Genomic DNA, 17,090 nt, shown 5'->3' with positions numbered 1-17,090 from the left:
ATAAACAATAAAGCTGTACTTATTTTTTATTAGGGACATGACATGGGAAAGATGATGCCTTACTGGTGGCTCTCGTGCTGCCTGATATCTGTGCCCGCACTCTCCGCTAATCCGGCGGCGATGATCAATACCGGACAACTTCGCGAAACGCAGGAACTCCCCTCCCTGAATGGCCGCGTGGCGCCTGTGGTGGGCAATGCCGCCCCCGGCACGCTGCAGCTTGGCGATGCCGTCAACCGCGCCGTCACCTGGCACCCGGCCATCAGTGAAGCGGTGGGAAAGCTCTACCAGCAGAGCGAAGAGGTGGACGTCGCCAAATCGAAATACTACCCGCAAATTAACGCCGGAATGGACAACGGCTATACCCATGACGGCGATGATAACGGCTTCACGCCATCGCTGGTGCTCTCCCTCTCCCAGATGCTGTACGACTTTGGCAAGGTGGCAAGCCAGGTGCGTGCCGAAAACGCCGGGGTTGCCCAGCAGCAGGCCAACGTGCTGGTGAGCATCGACACCATCGCCCACGATACCGCCATCGCCATGGTGGAAGTGCAAACCTGGCAGCAGATGGTCGACACCGCCAAAGAGCAGCTCGACGCCCTCTCCTCCATTGGCAAGCTGACCCGACTGCGTAACGACGAAGGGGCCACCTCGCTCTCTGACGTGGTGCAGACCGATGCCCGTATCGAAGGGGCCCGCGCCCAGCTGATGCAGTACCAGGCCAGCCTCGACAGCGCCCGCGCCACGCTGATGAGTTTTCTCGGCTGGAACTCCCTCAACGAGGTGGGGAACGATTTTCCGCAAAAGCTGGCCCGCAGCTGTGACATCGCCGAGCCGGACGATCGTCTGGTGCCTGCGGTGTTAGCGGCCTGGGCGCAGGCGAACGTCGCCCAGGCCAACCTCGACTACGCCAACGCCCAGATGACCCCGACCGTCTCGCTGGAGCCGGAAGTGCGTCACTACCTCAACGACCGCTACGCGGGTAACGAAACGCGGGATCGCACGCAATACTCCGCGTGGGTGAAAGTGCAGATGCCGCTCTATCAGGGTGGTGGCCTCACCGCCCGGCGCAACGCCGCCGGGCACGCGGTGGAAGCGGCGCAATCCACCATTCAGCGCACCCGCCTTGAGGTTCGCCAGAAGCTGCTGGAGGCGCGCAGCCAGGTGATGAGCCTGCTCAGCACCCTGCAGATCCAGGGTCGTCAGGAGGCGCTCAGCGCCCGCACCCGCGAGCTCTATCAGCAGCAGTATCTTGACCTGGGCTCACGCCCGCTGCTCGATGTGCTCAACGCCGAGCAGGAGGTCTACCAGGCGCGTTTCACCCAGCAACAGACCCTTGGCCAGCTGCATCAGCTGCAGCTCAACTGCCTCTACAACACCGGGCAGTTGCGCCATGCGTTCGATCTTGATAACCGCACCATCCAGACCGTGGAGATCCAGCCATGAAAGAGCGTGATATGCCGCAAGCTGAACCCATGACGGATGACGCCCTGGCCCAGTGGGCGCAGGCCTTTGGCTTTATTGCCACGCGCTACCGCGTCGCCTGCTCTCCCGGCGCGCTGCTGGCAGGCGCACCGTGGCTGAAAGGCAAACCGATGGTGCCCGCCCTCACCCAGCTCGCCCGCGAGGCGGGGCTGTCGTTTCAGCTGCTTACCGCCAGCCAGCAGTCGATCAACAGCTGGCGTCTGCCGGTGGTGGTGGCGCTAAACGACGGCAGGGTCGGGGTAATCGAACATTTCGACGGCGACGATACGCTGGAGGTCAGCTTCTTTGACGACCAGACCTACACCAACCGTTTGTCGATGACGGCGATGCTGCCCGCCATCCGCCACGTCATCGCCCTGCGTCCGCTGGCGGCGCTGAAGGACAGTCGGGTGGACGCCTATATCTCAAAATACCGCCCGGACTGGCTCTACCGGCTGGTGATGCGCGACCTGCGCCCCTACAGCTGGGTGATGCTCGCCGCGCTGTTTATCAACGTGCTGTCGCTCTCCGGGATTGTCTTTTCCATGCAGGTGTACGACCGGGTGATCCCCGCCCAGTCCTACCCGACGCTGTACGTGCTGACCATCGGGGTGCTGATCGCCACCCTGTTTGGCTTCGTGCTGCGCGTGGCGCGCGGGCACATTATGGATCTGCTGGGCAAGCGCTCGGATCTGCGCGTCTCGGATCGCGTGTTCGGCCACGCCCTGCGGCTGCGCAACAGCGCCATCCCGCGCTCTACCGGGAGCTTTATCTCCCAGCTGCGCGAGCTGGAGCAGATCCGCGAGATGGTCACCTCCTCCACCATCTCGACGATTGTCGATCTGCCCTTCTTCTTATTGTTTGTGGTGGTGCTGGCGATTATCGCCCCGCAGCTGGCGTGGATCGCCCCGGTGGCGGCGGTGATCATGGTTCTGCCCGGTCTGCTGCTGCAGAAGAAGCTGGCGGAGCTGGCGAAACAATCCGCCCATGAATCGACCCTGCGCAACGCGGTGCTGGTGGAGAGCGTGCAGGGGCTGGAAGACATCAAGCTGATGCAGGCGGAAAACCGCTTTTTGCAGCAGTGGAACAGCTATATCCAGATCACCGCGGAATCTGGCCTGCGCACCCGCGAGCTGACACAGAACCTGATCAGCTGGGGGATGACCATCCAGAGTCTGGTTTACGCCGCCGTGATCGTGGTCGGCGCGCCGATGGTGATCGACGGCACGCTGACCACCGGTTCGGTGGTCGCCGCCTCGATGCTGGCCTCGCGCATGATCGCCCCCATGGCGACGCTGTGCGGCGTGCTGGCCCGCTGGCAGCAGGTGAAAGCGGCAAAAGAGGGGCTGGACAGCATTATGCAGTTGCCGACCGAGAACCAGCGCGAGGAGACGCCGATCCGCCAGGATGTGCTGCGCGGTCACTACCTGTTCGAGCAGGCGCAGTTTCGCTATCACCCGGAGGATCCGCGCATGGCGCTGCGCATCAACCGTCTGGAGATCAAGCCCGGTGAGAAAGTGGCGATCCTCGGGCGTAACGGCGCGGGCAAATCAACCCTGCTGCAGGCGATGGCGGGCGGGATGGATCTGGCCGGCGGCGAGCTGCGGCTCGACAACCTCAGCCTGCCGCACCTCGATGTCGCCGACGTCCGGCGCAACGTCGGCTTTATGACCCAGAACGCGCGGCTGTTTTACGGCACCCTGCGGGAAAACATCACCCTCGGCATGCCGCGCGCCACCGACGACGAGATTTTCGCCGCGCTGGAGTTAACCGGCGCGGCGAGCTTTGTGCAGAAGCTGCCGAAGGGGCTGGACTATCCGATCATGGAGAACGGCGTGGGGCTCTCCGGCGGCCAGCGGCAGTCGATCCTGCTGGCGCGCATGCTGCTGCGCGACCCGAATATCGTGCTGATGGACGAACCCACCGCCTCGCTGGATGAGCATACCGAACGGGAATTTATCCAGCGTCTGAGCGCCTGGCTCGGCCACCGTACGCTGATCGTCGCGACCCATCGCGTGCCGGTGCTGGAACTGGTCGAGCGGGTGGTGGTGCTCAAGGAGGGCATGCTGGTGATGGATGCCCCGAAAGCGCAGGCGCTGAACAACAGCCGCATGCAACAACAGCAGGCAGCCGCCGCAAGGGAGTGGAAAAATGAAAATCAGTCAGCGTGATGCCGCGGCAATGGACGATCTGGATAATGCGCTCGGTTCCGAAAGCGGCTACAGCGGCGCGCGACGAATCGTGATCCTCTCTCTGCTGCTGTTTATTGTCCTCGGGATCTGGGCCTGGTTTGGCATACTGGATGAGGTCTCAACCGGTACCGGCAAAGTGATCCCCAGCTCGCGCGAGCAGGTTTTACAGTCGCTGGACGGGGGGATCCTCACCGAGCTGAACGTTCACGAGGGCGATCAGGTGCAGGCCGGACAGGTGCTGGCGCGCCTTGATCCCACGCGTTCAGAATCAAACGTCGGCGAAAGTGCGGCACGCTACCGCGCCTCGCTGGCCTCCAGCGCGCGCCTGTATGCCGAGGTGAACGATCTGCCGTTGAAGTTCCCCCCTTCGCTGAAGGAATGGCCGGAGCTGATTGCCGACGAAACGCGGCTCTACAACTCCCGCCGCGCGCAGCTTGAGGATACCCAGCGGGAGCTGCGCGCCGCGCTCGATCTCGCCAATAAGGAGCTGGCGATCACCCAGCGGCTGGTTAAAACCGGGGCCGCCAGCCACGTAGAGGTGCTGCGCCTGCAGCGGCAGAAAAGTGACCTGGAGCTGAAGCTCACCGACGTGCGTTCGCAGTATTACGTTCAGGCGCGCGAGGCGCTCTCGAAAGCCAACGCGGAGGTGGATATGGTCTCGGCGATCCTGAAAGGCCGTCAGGATTCCGTCACGCGCCTGACGGTGAAATCGCCGGTGCGCGGGATCGTGAAAAACATCAAGGTCACCACCATCGGCGGCGTGATCCCGCCCAACGGCGAGCTGATGGAGATCGTGCCGGTGGACGATCACCTGCTGATCGAAACCCGCCTCTCGCCGCGCGATATCGCCTTTATCCATCCGAACCAGGAGGCGCTGGTCAAAATCACCGCCTACGACTACGCCATTTACGGCGGGCTGCACGGGGTGGTAGAGACCATCTCCCCGGACACCATCCAGGACGAAGCCAAGCCGGAAGTGTTCTATTACCGGGTGTTTATCCGCACCAGCCAGGATTACCTGGTGAATAAAGCAGGCAGGCACTTCTCAATTGTGCCGGGGATGATTGCGACGGTGGATATCAAGACCGGGGAGAAAACGGTGCTGGATTATATGATTAAGCCGTTTAACCGGGCGAAGGAAGCGCTGAGGGAGCGGTGATGAAACGCCTTACATCATTTCCTGAAGCCGCCTCGCAGGATTGGATTTCTCCTGGATAACCTTCTTCTTTTTATGGTTAACCGGGCGTATGTTCCTCCCACGCCAGCAAAATCTGGCGTCGGGATTGGCATCCCGGTTAAACTTAATGGCGGCGTCAGCTCTTGTTGCGCCGTGCGTCTGGCTACATTCCAATGGTGGGCTGGGCGGGGGCGTCGCAAGACGCGCCGGTGTCCATTAAGGCCGGTAATGCCAACTCCGTTCAGTCCTGCCACCCGGGAAATTGGCATTTCTCTGGCAGTGTCATAATCACTTAATGGAAACTGTCATATGACCACCAGTAACGCACTTTTCACAACCCCTTTCGACTGCCACACCGACTTCATCGATCTTGCCGACAATTGCCAACGCTATTGCGAAGCGCTGGTGGAAGAGACCAATCCCGCCAGAAAAATAGCCCTCTGCGGTCGTCTTGCCTCGACGTTTGCCCTGCTCCGCCCAATGCTGCTGGAGCCTATCCCTGAGCATCTACAGGAACGTCTCACCGTCGATCGGTTTCCCGAACGTGAGCCTGTATTCAACACCGAATCCGACCAGCTCTGCCGCTACTGCGAGGAAATTACCCAACTGTTGATTAGTGGCGCGCTCACGCCCGAATCCGCACGCGTGATGGGGGATTTGCTCTTTGAACTCACTGGATATTTTGCCGACCAGCTAAAAGCCCCGCGCTGGCTGAGGACGGAGGCTGGAATCGCGTTGCTGGGTTGAGCCCGGATTGCCGGGTGGCGGCTACGCCTTACCCAGCCTACAAAACCTTGTAGGCCCGTGCAAGCGCAGCGCCGCCGGGCATAGAGCCACACGCCAGAAGTGGAATCCTCCTCGGAGAATTAACCTTTAGTCATGCATCCCACTTCCCTTCAGCCATTCCCCAGGTAACATAACAGCAGAAAAAAACCGCACTTGCGCACTGTGCAGGAGTGCATTATTATCCACTCAGCTTCATGGACTGGAGCTTACCAGCATTATGATTAATCATTTTCGGGATCAATGGCTTGAGGATTTTTTTCTTTACGGGAGATCGAGCAATGTTATTCCTTCAAATCTGGAAACCGTTCTTGCAAGAAAGCTCGACCTCATCAATGCAGCCATCTCGCATCGGGATTTGCGTTCACCACCGGGCAATATGTTTGAAGCATTGAATCCGCCGCTGAAGGGATATTCCTCAATCCGGGTAAACAGACAATACAGGCTTGTATTTCGCTGGGCAGAGGGAAAAGCAGACGATCTCTATCTCTCTCCACACAAGTACACGCAACACAAGTGAGGCACCAACTATGATACTTCAACAGGCACTCCGCAAACCCACCACGCCGGGCGACGTGTTGCAATATGAGTATCTTGAACCGCTCAATCTGAAAATCAGCGATCTGGCGGAGATGCTAAATGTACACCGCAATACCATCAGCGCGCTGGTAAATAACAATCGCAAGCTTACCGCCGATATGGCGATAAAATTGGCAAAAGCCTTTGATACCACTATTGAATTTTGGTTGAAATTACAACTGAACGTCGATATCTGGGAAGCACAATCAAACTCCAGAACGCAAGAGGAGCTGAGCCGTATAAAAACCGTTGCGGAAGTCATGGCGAAGCGTAAAGGTGGTCAACCGGATGTTGCCTGATTCAGCACAACATTTACCTACTTAATACTTTTTCAGGAGGAAATCATGCGCCAACGAACCATTGTCTGCCCTATCATTCAGAGTGACGGTACCTATCTGCTGTGTAAAATGGCCGACGATCGCGGTGTGTTCCCCGGTCAGTGAGCTCTCTCCGGTGGCGGCATGGAGCCAGTCGAGACCATGGAACAGGCGTTGCGACGTGAGATCCGCGAAGAGCTGGGCGAAGCACTGGAGATCGTTTCGGTCACGCCCAGGGCTTTTCGCGATGACATCCGGGTGAAAACCTACGCCGATGGCACCACAGAGGAGATTTATATGATCTATCTGATCTTCGACTGCATCAGCGCCAACCGGGAAGTCACGTTTAATGACGAATTTAAGGAGATCGCCTGGGTTAATCCGGAATCTTTAAAAGAGCGGGATCTCAACGACGCCACGCGCATTACCTTCGCCCAAAAGGGACTTCTTTAACCGCCCACTGCCCCGGCGTTTTACCGGTCCATGCTCTGAAAACCTCAATAAATGCGCTGACGCTGCTGTAGCCACAGGACAGCGCAATCCACCCCACCGGCTTCCCCGCGGCCAGCCACTCCATTGCCTGCATTACCCGCGCCAGTTGCCGCCAGTTAACGAAGTTCATTCCGGTCTGGGCACGAAAACGACGGTTGAACGTACGCACGCTCATCCCCGCCTGGCGGGCATGGCTCTCAACCGTCTGATTATCATCGACAAACTGCAGCAAATGCCTGACCACGTCCTTCAGACGCGGATCCGTCGGCACGGGCAGAGTAAAGTGCACCTGGGGTGCCACGGCAAGCTCATCCAGCAGCAGGGTGAGCTTTCGCGGATCGTACTCGCTTTCAGCAACGCTTAAGCGGGAAAACAGTGCATGGGTAAGATCGTCGGGCTCGAACAGGGCGGGCACATCGGGAAGCCTTGTGCAGCAGGCGGGGTCAAGATAGATGGCGCTGCCTTCTATCGCGCTTTCAGAAAAGGCGGCGTGCTGATTACCTGGCGGGATCCAGCCGATGTGTTTTGCCGGTACGACCGAGCGCCCCCGCTGCGACTCAATCACCAGCAGACCCGTTGTAATGCGCCACAGCTGGCCTGCACGGTGGCTGTGCCAGGGGGTTCGGTACCCGCCAGGGTGAAGGAGCGTTTCAGTACTGACCATGTCATGTTGACCGAAAATCGTTATTCATCGGCGTATTACAGAAACTGCGTCTTCTGCTGTCAAGGATAATGGCGACTTAACCACATAAGGAGCCCCTAATGAGCATAATCACATCCCTGATAGCTGACGCCGACAACGCCGCGCAGCGCGAAAAGATGGCGTGCCTGTTAACCCGCTTATTCAACGGCGATATCGATCCGGCAGAGGTCTTTACGCCCGATTACCAGCAGGTTACGGACGGTCACACGCTTGATTACCGGGGATTTATCCAGCATCTGAGCCACGTCAGCTCGCAGACTCGCACGATCGCCTTTACCGTGGCGGAAATAGCCTGTCATCACGAACTTCTGGCTGACCGGCATATCGTGACGGTCACGTATCCTGACGGTCGTCAGGCAGAGATCGAGGTTTACCTGTTTGCGACGCTGCGTGAAGGGAAAATCTGGCGGATCCATGAAGTCACGCGGGCCCTCAGCGGCGATGCTTCAGATCGCACGCTGGCTCATGCGACGGAATAACGTCACTCCGCCGGGCCCGGTACGGTTATACACCTCAACAAAACGTGTATTGCGCATAACGGCAGGAGCGCCGTTATGCGCAGGTCTGTTACAGCGATTTTTTCAGGCGACGAACCGCTTCTTTCAGCTCTTCATCCGTTGGTGTGACAAACGACATACGCAGCGTCGAGTGGTCTGGCTCACTGCAGTAGAAAAATTCACCCGGCACAAATACTACGCCGTTGCTTAACGTCTTTTCCAGCCAGCGCGTGGTATTACTACCCTTTTTCATATTCGCCCACAGGAACATGCCGCCCTTCGGCTTGTGGAACGACATCACATCGCCCAGTTCGGCTTCCAGTTCGTTGGCGAACGTCTGATACTTCTGACGGTAGGCTTCGCGGATCATTTTGATCTGCCCGGCCAGACGCCCGGTTTTCAGGTATTCGTAAGTCATCAGCTGCGACAGCGTGCTGGTGTGCAGATCGGTGGTTTGCTTCAGGTTCACCACCGCGCGCTTCAGCCACTCCGGTACCAGCACCCAGCCCACACGGGTGCCCGGCGCGAGAATTTTAGAGAAGGTTGAGGTATACACCACGTTCTCTTCGTTGCCGATATCGTTGGCATGGGCAATTAACGGGCGGAAAACTTCGTCGGTGTAATTAATTTCACTGTACGGATCGTCTTCGATAATCACGAAGTCATAGCGCTTCGACAGTTCCACCAGCTGTTTACGGCGCGCCTCAGACAGCGTAACGCCACCCGGGTTACCGAATGTCGGCACAATATAAACCGCTTTGATGGGTTTATTTGCCACCAGGGCTTCGAGTTCATCCACTTTCATGCCGTCGCCATCGGTGCCAACGGATTCAAAATTCGCCTGCGCCAGACCAAAGACCTGCAGCGCGGCAAGATAGGTTGGGCGCTCGACGACGACGGTATCGCCCGGGTTAATTAACGCGCGCGCCAGCACGTCGAGGGATTGTTGTGAACCGGAAGTCACAACCACATCATCCGCTTTACAGCGGATCCCGCGCCCTTCGCAGATGCGCTGGATCTCGTCCCGCAGTCCCGGCACACCCTCGGTCAGACCATACTGGAAGGCTTCACCAAAATGCTGCGACAGTACGGCATCAGCGGCCATTTTCAGACCTTCGTGATCGAACAAGGCCGGGTTAGGAATACCCCCACCCAGCGAAATGACGCCTGCCATTTTGCTATGTTTTAATAATTCACGGATGGCGGAAGATTGCAGGCCCTGCGCACTGCTGGCGAGTTTGTTTGCAGACATTCTTTGATTACCTTCTTTTTTATATTGTGCCCAATCTTAGCAGAATATGAGCAATAAATTCCGTTAGCTTAGGGAGGGGACGTAAATCCTGGCGCCACAGTAAATGCACCGGCCTCGGCGCGGGTGTAAACGGCTCCAGAACCCGAACCAGTCTGCCGCTTGCCAGCTCTTCGGCCACCAGCACCTCCGGCTGCAGCAGCAGCCCCGCCCCGGCGCGCGCCGCCATACGTAAGCCGTAGCCGTCGTTGCAGCGTAAAACGGCATCGCGCTTCCAGCGCACCTCGCCCTCCACACCCGGCAGCCGCCATTCGTTACGCGCGGTCCATACCGTGTGGGAAAGACAGAGATGGTCCACCAGATCGGCAGGCGTTTGCGGCGTACCGTGGCGCGCCAGATAATCCGGCGACGCGCAGATCACCATGTTGTAAGGGCACAGGTATTTCGCCACCAGATCGTCATTGCGGATATCACCAATGCGAATGGCCAGATCGACCCCCTCTTCCACCAGATCCACCATCCGGTTGGTGAGATCCAGTTCGATACGCACTGCCGGGTAGCGCTGCAAAAAGGTGGCGGTCAGCGGCGCGATAACGCAGCCGCCAAACGAGGTGGGTGCCGTCACGCGCAGGGTGCCGGCCGGCGCGGCACGCAGGCGTTCCACCGCGCTTTCGGCAATCGACACCTGCTCCAGCACCCGCTTCGCCTCGTCATAATAGACCCGTCCGGCGTCGGTCAGGCTTTGACGCCGCGTATTGCGCTCCAGCAAACGGGTGCCAAGCTGTGATTCCAGCAGCGCAATGTACTTCCCCACCATCACCGACGACATATCCAGCCGGGACGCCGCACCGGTGAAGCTGCCGCTTTCCACCACGGCGATAAAGATTTCCATGCCGCGAAGCTTATCCATATTACAAACCTCTGGTTAGCAATCTTCTAACTTTAGCCCAGTTTATCCGACTTTTAATTTATTAAAGAATGAAGGCTCATAACATGAGGAGTCGGCTATGAAAATCGTCATTATTGGTGCCAGCGGTACGGTTGGTCGTGCAGTAGCGGAAGAGTTGGGTCGTCGTCATGAGGTCATCCGCGTCGGCCGCACGCAGGGGGACTATCAGGTGGATATCACCTCGCAGGCGAGCGTCCAGGCGCTGTTTGAAAAGGTTGGCCCGGTGGATGCGATTGTCTCCGCCAGCGGCGGGTTGTACTTTGGCCCCCTCGCCACCATGAAGGACAGCGATTTCAATCAGGGGTTACAGGATAAACTGCTCGGACAGGTGCGCCTGGCGCTGACCGGCCAGCACTACCTGAACGATGGCGGCTCCATTACCCTGATTAGCGGGATTGTGGCGCACGAGCCCATCGCGCAGGGCGTCAATGCCACCACGGTGAATGCCGCGCTGGAAGGGTTTGTTCGCGCTGCCGCCTGCGAGCTGCCGCGTGGGATCCGCATCAACCTGATAAGCCCGACGGTTCTCACCGAATCGGTCGAAACGTACGACGGCTTCTTCCCGGGCTTTGAAAGCGTGCCGGCCGCCACCGTGGCGCAAGCCTATCGCCGCAGCGTGGAAGGCGTGCAGAGCGGCCGCGTTTACAAGGTCGGTTACTGATCCTTACGGGCGGAAATCAGCACCAGCATCGGGCGGTCTGCCTCTTCGGCCAGCGCGGGCCAGGCGTCAATCTGTGCCTGCGTTGGTCCCCATTCGTTCACTTCGCTTACCGTTAACCCGGCGGTGATCAGCGCGTTAAGCGTGCTGCCCAGCGTGCGGTGATACTTGATCACGCCGTCTGCCAGCCAGTTGCTGACGCGCTGGCCTTCGTCCTGATAGTGGTTCACGCCCCAGAAACGCACGCCGGCGTCATCGGTCAGCCAGCCCTGACGCGTCGCGCAGGTGTAAATCGGGTGCTCCATGGAAAAGACCAGGCTGCCGCCAGGTTTCAGCGCACGCTGCACGTTGCCAAACAGGGTGTTCAGCTCGGGCAGATAGTGCAGCGCCAGCGAACTGTAGACCAGATCGAAACTGTTCGCTTTCATCGCCAGCGATTCCAGATCGCTACGTTGATACACAATCCCGTCATCGTGGGTCAGCTCTGCCGCACGGGCGAGCATTTTTTCGGAGATATCAACGCCGGTTACCGCAGAAGCGCCCAGCTCACGCGCTGCGCGGCAGAACCAGCCATAGCCACAGCCGAGATCGATAACCGATTTGCCGTGTAGATCCGGCAGCATGCTTTTCAGCGCAGGCCACTCCGGCGCGCCATTCAGGCCGTCTACCGAGCGCGGCAACTGGGCGTAACCTTCAAAAAAGGCGGGGTTGTCGTAGATATTTTGTGCCATCACGGACTCCTTCATTGCAACAGAGGCGAGGGTAAAACACCCCTCGCCCGTTGACAACTAAACCGTCTGGCGAATCAAAGCCTGCGCCGGATCTTCTCCACCATGGCTGCCGTTGAGATCCCGTAGCGATCGTGAAGCGTCGGGAGCGCACCTGCATCCAGGAAAGCATCTGGTAGCGCAACGGTATCAAAGTCGACATGCACGTGATGACGCATCAGCAGCGACGCCACGGCCTCACAAAGCCCCCCTACAGTGCTGTGGTTTTCGGCGACCACCACCAGCCGCCCAGGTTTCGCGGCCTGCGCCAGGATAGTCTCCTCATCCAGCGGTTTAATGGTGGGCGAATGCAGTACCGCCACGCTGACGTTATCCTTACGCAGTTGCTTTGCGGCCTCCAGCGCGCGCATGGTCATCAGCCCTGAAGCGATGATCAGGACGTCGCTCCCCTCTTCCAGCAGCGCGGCTTTGCCCAGCGTAAACCGGTAATTGTACTGGTCCAGCACCACCGGCACCTTGCCACGCAGCAGTCGCATATACACCGGCCCATTGTGCGCCGCGATCGCCGGTACTGCCTGTTCGGTGTCTATCGCATCGCAGGGATCGATGATGGTCATCCCCGGAATACCGCGCATAATCGCAATATCTTCCGTCGCCTGGTGGCTCGGACCGTAGCCCGTGGTTAATCCCGGCAGCGCAGCGCATATCTTCACGTTGAGATGCTCTTCGGCGATAACCTGATGAATAAAATCGTAGGCACGACGTGTGGCAAAGACCGCATACGTCGTGGCAAAGGGAATAAACCCCTCTTTTGCCATTCCCCCGGCCGCGCCCATTAAGAGTTGCTCCGCCATCCCCATCTGGAAGAAACGTTCCGGATACGCCTGGGCAAAGATATGCAGATCGGTATATTTCGACAAATCCGCCGTCATACCGACAACTTCCGGGCGCTGTTCCGCCAGCTTCACCAGCGCATGGCCGAACGGTGCAGAGCGCGTCTCCTGGCCGTCTTCCGCAATAGAGGCAATCATGGCCGACGTGGTTAAACGCGGTTTTTTCTCCGTTATCTGGCTCATTACAGCACTCCTTCAGGTTTGTTGGCATCCAGCACGGCGAGTGCCTTTTGCCACTCGTCAGCATCCACGCGAATAAAATGGTTCTTGTCACGTTGTTCGAGGAAAGGCACACCTTTGCCCATCAGCGTGTCGCATAAAATGACGCGTGGTTGGTTTTCCGGATAGCGTCTGGCGTTATCAAACGCCGCAACCAGCGCAGGGACATCGTTGCCATTTACGCGCTGCACGTACCAACCGAACGAGGTCCATTTATCCTCCAGCGGCTCAAAGCCAAGAATTTTGTGCGAGTTGCCGTCTGCCTGCTGGCGGTTAATGTCCACCAGCACGATCAGGTTCGACAGGCCATGGTGCGCTGCAGACATAGCCGCTTCCCAGGTTGATCCTTCGTCAAGCTCACCGTCCGACATGGAGTTAACGACCCATGCCGGGCTCTGCTTGTGCTTCAGCCCCAGCGCCATGCCGACCCCAATACTTAACCCCTGCCCCAGCGACCCACCGGAGATCTCCATGCCCGGCGTGTAAGTTGCCATACCGGACATTGGCAGGCGACTGTCGTCCGAGCCGTAGGTCTCCAGTTCCTCTTCAGGAATGATCCCCGCTTCAATCAGGGCGGCATAACAGGCAATAGCGTAATGACCGTGAGAAAGCAGAAAACGGTCACGGCCTTCCCACTCCGGCTCGTCCGGCTTGAGGTTCATACCGTGGACAAACGCGGTGGCCAGTACGTCGGCATAGCCCAGCGCCTGCCCGATGTACCCCTGCCCCTGCACTTCGCCCATGCGCAGCGCATAGCGGCGAATACGCCATGCCGCCGCGGTAACCTGTTGAACTGTAGTATCCGTCATCGTCGGGTCTCCTTAATGGATCAGCATGCCGCCGTTCACGTCGAGCGTGATACCGGTGGAGTAAGACGAAAGGTCGCTGCCGAGGAACAGCGCGGCGCGGGCAATATCCTGCGCGTCGCCGAGGCGGTTAAGCGGAATGCCCGCCAGGATGGTGGTTTTCATCTCATCGCTGAGCTTGCCTGCGGTGATGTCCGTCTGGATAAGGCCGGGAGTGATGCAGTTTACGCGTACGTTATCCGGTCCCAGCTCGCGGGCCATCGCTTTCGCCAGGCCCAGCACACCGGCTTTAGCCGCGCTGTAATGGGGGCCACCGAAAATACCGCCGCCGCGCTGGGCTGATACCGATGAAATGCAGACAATGCTGCCCGACTTCTGCGCACGCATGGTGGGGATCACCGCCTGGGACATCAGCAGCGTGCCGCGCAGGCTAACGTCCAGCACCGCGTCGTAATTCTCGCGTTTAATCTCCATCAGCTTGATCGGCTGAGTAATACCGGCGTTATTCACCAGAATATCGATACGCCCGTATTTTCCCAGCACCTGCTCAATGGCGGCGTTGACCTGTAATTCATTGCTGACGTTCGCCGCCAGGCCCAGATGCTCTTCACCCAGATTCGCCGCGGCAGCCCGACTGGCTTCGGCATCTAAATCGATAATCACCACCTTCGCACCCTGCCCGGCAAATAATTTAGCCGTGGCAAAACCCAAACCGCGTACAGAAGCCGCGCCGGTAATAACGGCGACTTTATCTTTCAGTAGCATATATTTACTCCATTCTGATAAAAGGGGTTTATTTTTTATTTCGGCTCATCCAGCAACATAATCATAAATAAGCCAATCGCTGCACAAATACCGAAATAAATAAAGACAGAGTTAAAACTTCCTGTTTTATCCAGCAGATAACCCGCCAGCATCGGGGAAACAAATCCGCCGAGATTCCCGCCGCTATTGATAATTGACGCGGCAATGGGATAGGTTTTACTGTCTGCAACCGCCATACCGTAAGCCGTAAAAGCAGGCCAGCCGATATTCAGACAGAGGCCGACAAAAAACAGCCCCACACAAACCGCAACGGTGCTTTGCGGGATATTCAGCATGATGACCATCATTAACACGGTGCTGATGGCGGTAAACATCATGGTCGGTTTACGCCGGCGGCCGAGCAGTTTGTCGGATACGTAACCGCCAAAGATCGCCCCGATAAACCCGCCGATGCACGGCATACTGGCGACCAGCCCCATGCTCATAAACGTAAAGCCTTTCTCTTTCACCAGATAGAGCGGGATCCACGTCAACAGGCCATACAGCACGCTGACCATCATGAAATAGGCCAGACAGTCGCCGAGGATATTCTTCGAGGTAAACAGCCCTTTCACTGTGCTTACCGGGGCTAAGTCCCGCACGCGGATCAGGCGGTCAAGACGTGCAAAGCCCGGTGAAATCACGATGTTTTCCCGCCTGGCGTCCGGCGTCTCCTGGCCCGCAGTAATGGTCTCCAGTTCGGCTTTAGAGACAAATGTGCTCTCCGAGGGTCTGGTACGCACCAGCAGATACCACAGAACGGCAATGACCAGACCGGGGATCGCGAAGGAGAAGAAGACCCAACGCCAGCCCCAGGTCATGGCGATCCACACCGCCAGCGGCGGCACGAGGATCGGCGCGAACATGGTGGCCGCGATGTAGACCCCCGTGGCTGTCGCCTTCTCCCTGGGGGGAAACCAGTTATTGATGGTGGAGGCCAGTCCGACGGGGCACGGCCCCTCCGTTAGCCCCAGGCCCAGCCGAATACACTTCAGACCCAGAACAGAGGTCGCCGTACCCATCAGCCAGGTAAACGCCGAGAAACCGAATATCGACAGCGCCACCATGCCGCGAATACCCTTTTTGGCGATAAAAAAGCCCGCCGGAATTTGGCTCAATGCGTATCCCAAAAAGAACATACTGGCGATGGCACCGGCTTCGAAATTATTGATATGAAACTCATCAATGATAAAGGGCAGTACTGCACCAATATTTGTCCGGTCAGCATAGTTAATGGCATAAACAATAAAAATTAATGCCAGCACAACGAAACGGTAATTGGTTTTTTTCGTGTTTATGTAGGGGACAGCTTGTTCTATACGAGACATAACTTACCTCATTATTCGAACAACGTGAGTCGTTTTATTTTTACGTTCAAGGTCAATATATCGGCTCATAAATGAAACACCATTCAATAAACCTCATTTATTGCTGAGATAAATTTGATTCGCGATACAGCTCAAAAAAATAACATCGTGATAAAATTGCCCGCATGCCGTCTCAATGTTATGTTTTTTATCAATAAACATGACAGGAGTAGGCTATGTCCGCGCAGGATCGCCAGACGTTATCACTGCCCTCGCTCAGAAATTTGCAGGCATTCATCGCCGTCGCTAACGCATTGAGCATCCATCAGGCGGCCGAACAGCTCAATGTCACCCCCTCCGCGGTCAGCCATCAGATCGCGTCGCTGGAGTCGTGGATGGGCAAGAAATTATTCATCCGCAGCGGCAAAGGGGTTCAGCTCACCCCGACGGGAGAAAAATATCTGCGGGAGGTCTCGGCGGCGATGAGCGCCATCGGACGCGCCACCGATCAGATCGTCAAAGAGAAAGATAACGCCGTGCTTCGGGTGCACTCCTCGCCCACCTTCGGGTTGTCATGGCTGTTGCGCCGCCTGGGTAAGTTTCGCGCCGAATATCCCGATATCACCATCAATCTCACCTGCTCCTATGAGAATCTGCAATTCGCCAGAGATAATATTGATATTGATATTCGCCACGGTATCCCGGACTGGGATGCTTACCGGGTGATGACCATTAAAAACGACACGCTGGTGGTGCTGGCCTCGCCGGAGTATGCACAAAAACACCCCATCAGCACCCCCACCGATCTGCTGCAACAGTCACTCATCTCGTCCACCAGCACGCTGGTGAACTGGGAAAAATGGTTCGCCTGGCACAATATCGACAGGCCCTGGCTCAACTTCAGCCTCAGCTTTGACCGCTCCTATATGAGCTTTGAGGCGGCGCGCATGGGGCTGGGATTTATTCTTGAGAGCAAAATGATGGCGACAGACCACCTGAAAGATGGCTCACTGGTGCAGGTACTGCCGGATGAGATGGGGATCGCCATTAATGCGCACCATCTGGTGATGCCGCATATGAATGAACGCGCGTGGAAGATCCAGCAGTTCGTTGAGTGGATTGACAGAGAGTTGCGATTGTCGGGCTATCACCTGTAACGTCGGGTGGCGGCGTCGCCATACCCGACGTACAAAAGTGCGGCCTGATGCCCTCACCCCACCCCTCTCCCACAGGGTTGAGGGATCCTCATAAAATAATACCTGCACGGAGGACC

General features: G+C 57.7%; 17 protein-coding genes and 1 pseudogene. 10 read left to right on the top strand and 8 right to left on the bottom strand.

Annotated features, from left to right (window positions below):
• Positions 1-42 precede the first annotated feature (42 nt).
• The 7 genes and pseudogenes from EKN38_RS20950 to nudI all read left to right on the top strand — a co-directional run bounded on the left by EKN38_RS20950 (position 43) and on the right by nudI (position 6,965).
• Positions 43-1,446, top strand: a complete 1,404-nt coding sequence (locus EKN38_RS20950; protein ID WP_014832975.1) for a TolC family outer membrane protein — start codon at positions 43-45, stop codon at positions 1,444-1,446.
• Positions 1,443-3,635 carry a type I secretion system permease/ATPase gene (locus EKN38_RS20945; RefSeq protein ID WP_014832976.1) on the top strand — a complete coding sequence of 731 codons (2,193 nt, stop codon included), beginning with the start codon at positions 1,443-1,445 and terminating at the stop codon, positions 3,633-3,635. The genes EKN38_RS20950 and EKN38_RS20945 overlap by 4 nt, the downstream gene beginning before the upstream one ends.
• 10 nt (positions 3,636-3,645) lie before the next feature.
• Positions 3,646-4,815 (top strand): HlyD family efflux transporter periplasmic adaptor subunit, encoded by a 1,170-nt coding sequence (locus EKN38_RS20940; RefSeq protein ID WP_126522669.1) that lies wholly within the window; start codon positions 3,646-3,648, stop codon positions 4,813-4,815.
• A 327-nt stretch (positions 4,816-5,142) separates the two neighbouring features.
• Entirely contained in the window at positions 5,143-5,580 is a 438-nt protein-coding gene (locus tag EKN38_RS20930) for a hypothetical protein (RefSeq protein WP_014832978.1), read from the top strand.
• A gap of 256 nt (positions 5,581-5,836) precedes the next feature.
• Positions 5,837-6,136: a type II toxin-antitoxin system RelE/ParE family toxin gene (locus EKN38_RS20925; protein ID WP_014832979.1), complete on the top strand. Its 300-nt coding sequence runs from the start codon at positions 5,837-5,839 to the stop codon at positions 6,134-6,136.
• Positions 6,137-6,146: 10 nt separating this feature from the next.
• Complete coding sequence (locus tag EKN38_RS20920) at positions 6,147-6,494, top strand: HigA family addiction module antitoxin (RefSeq protein ID WP_014832980.1); 348 nt, start codon at positions 6,147-6,149, stop codon at positions 6,492-6,494.
• Positions 6,495-6,539: 45 nt separating this feature from the next.
• Positions 6,540-6,965: pseudogene (gene nudI, locus EKN38_RS20915) on the top strand (nucleoside triphosphatase NudI).
• Here nudI and EKN38_RS20910 read toward each other — a convergent pair.
• The gene (locus tag EKN38_RS20910; protein WP_014832983.1) at positions 6,937-7,668 is read right to left on the bottom strand and encodes a helix-turn-helix domain-containing protein; all 732 of its coding nucleotides are present in this window, start codon (positions 7,666-7,668) and stop codon (positions 6,937-6,939) included. The pseudogene nudI and the gene EKN38_RS20910 overlap by 29 nt on opposite strands.
• Positions 7,669-7,766: 98 nt before the next feature.
• Between EKN38_RS20910 and EKN38_RS20905 the strand changes: the two genes are divergently transcribed.
• Positions 7,767-8,186, top strand: a complete 420-nt coding sequence (locus tag EKN38_RS20905) for a nuclear transport factor 2 family protein (protein ID WP_014832984.1) — start codon at positions 7,767-7,769, stop codon at positions 8,184-8,186.
• An 88-nt stretch (positions 8,187-8,274) separates the two neighbouring features.
• Here EKN38_RS20905 and EKN38_RS20900 read toward each other — a convergent pair whose 3' ends face one another.
• The gene (locus EKN38_RS20900) at positions 8,275-9,456 is read right to left on the bottom strand and encodes a PLP-dependent aminotransferase family protein (RefSeq protein ID WP_014832985.1); all 1,182 of its coding nucleotides are present in this window, start codon (positions 9,454-9,456) and stop codon (positions 8,275-8,277) included.
• 19 nt (positions 9,457-9,475) lie between these two features.
• Positions 9,476-10,363 carry a LysR family transcriptional regulator gene (locus tag EKN38_RS20895; RefSeq protein ID WP_014832986.1) on the bottom strand — a complete coding sequence of 296 codons (888 nt, stop codon included), beginning with the start codon at positions 10,361-10,363 and terminating at the stop codon, positions 9,476-9,478.
• A gap of 97 nt (positions 10,364-10,460) precedes the next feature.
• Between EKN38_RS20895 and EKN38_RS20890 the strand changes: the two genes are divergently transcribed.
• Positions 10,461-11,063: a short chain dehydrogenase gene (locus EKN38_RS20890; RefSeq protein ID WP_014832987.1), complete on the top strand. Its 603-nt coding sequence runs from the start codon at positions 10,461-10,463 to the stop codon at positions 11,061-11,063.
• On the opposite strand, the gene EKN38_RS20885 is transcribed toward EKN38_RS20890, so the two are convergent.
• From EKN38_RS20885 to EKN38_RS20865, 5 genes are all read right to left on the bottom strand, one after another.
• Entirely contained in the window at positions 11,057-11,791 is a 735-nt protein-coding gene (locus tag EKN38_RS20885) for a class I SAM-dependent methyltransferase (RefSeq protein WP_014832988.1), read from the bottom strand. The genes EKN38_RS20890 and EKN38_RS20885 overlap by 7 nt on opposite strands.
• 74 nt (positions 11,792-11,865) lie before the next feature.
• A complete protein-coding gene (locus tag EKN38_RS20880) occupies positions 11,866-12,864 on the bottom strand; it encodes a transketolase family protein (protein ID WP_014832989.1) in 999 nt (332 codons plus the stop codon).
• Positions 12,864-13,709 (bottom strand): transketolase, encoded by an 846-nt coding sequence (locus tag EKN38_RS20875; RefSeq protein WP_014832990.1) that lies wholly within the window; start codon positions 13,707-13,709, stop codon positions 12,864-12,866. Before EKN38_RS20875 ends, EKN38_RS20880 begins: the two co-directional genes overlap by 1 nt.
• A gap of 12 nt (positions 13,710-13,721) precedes the next feature.
• Positions 13,722-14,471, bottom strand: a complete 750-nt coding sequence (locus tag EKN38_RS20870; RefSeq protein WP_014832991.1) for an SDR family NAD(P)-dependent oxidoreductase — start codon at positions 14,469-14,471, stop codon at positions 13,722-13,724.
• A gap of 35 nt (positions 14,472-14,506) precedes the next feature.
• Positions 14,507-15,838 (bottom strand): MFS transporter, encoded by a 1,332-nt coding sequence (locus tag EKN38_RS20865; RefSeq protein WP_014832992.1) that lies wholly within the window; start codon positions 15,836-15,838, stop codon positions 14,507-14,509.
• A gap of 215 nt (positions 15,839-16,053) precedes the next feature.
• Between EKN38_RS20865 and EKN38_RS20860 the strand changes: the two genes are divergently transcribed.
• On the top strand, positions 16,054-16,974 hold the full coding sequence (locus tag EKN38_RS20860) for a LysR substrate-binding domain-containing protein (protein ID WP_014832993.1): 921 nt from the start codon (positions 16,054-16,056) through the stop codon (positions 16,972-16,974).
• Positions 16,975-17,090 lie beyond the last annotated feature (116 nt).

It is taken from the genome of Enterobacter sp. WCHEn045836 (genome assembly GCF_003965585.1).
GTDB classification, from domain to species: Bacteria; Pseudomonadota; Gammaproteobacteria; order Enterobacterales; family Enterobacteriaceae; genus Enterobacter; species Enterobacter dissolvens.
This window is presented reverse-complemented; position numbering and strand designations above follow the sequence as displayed.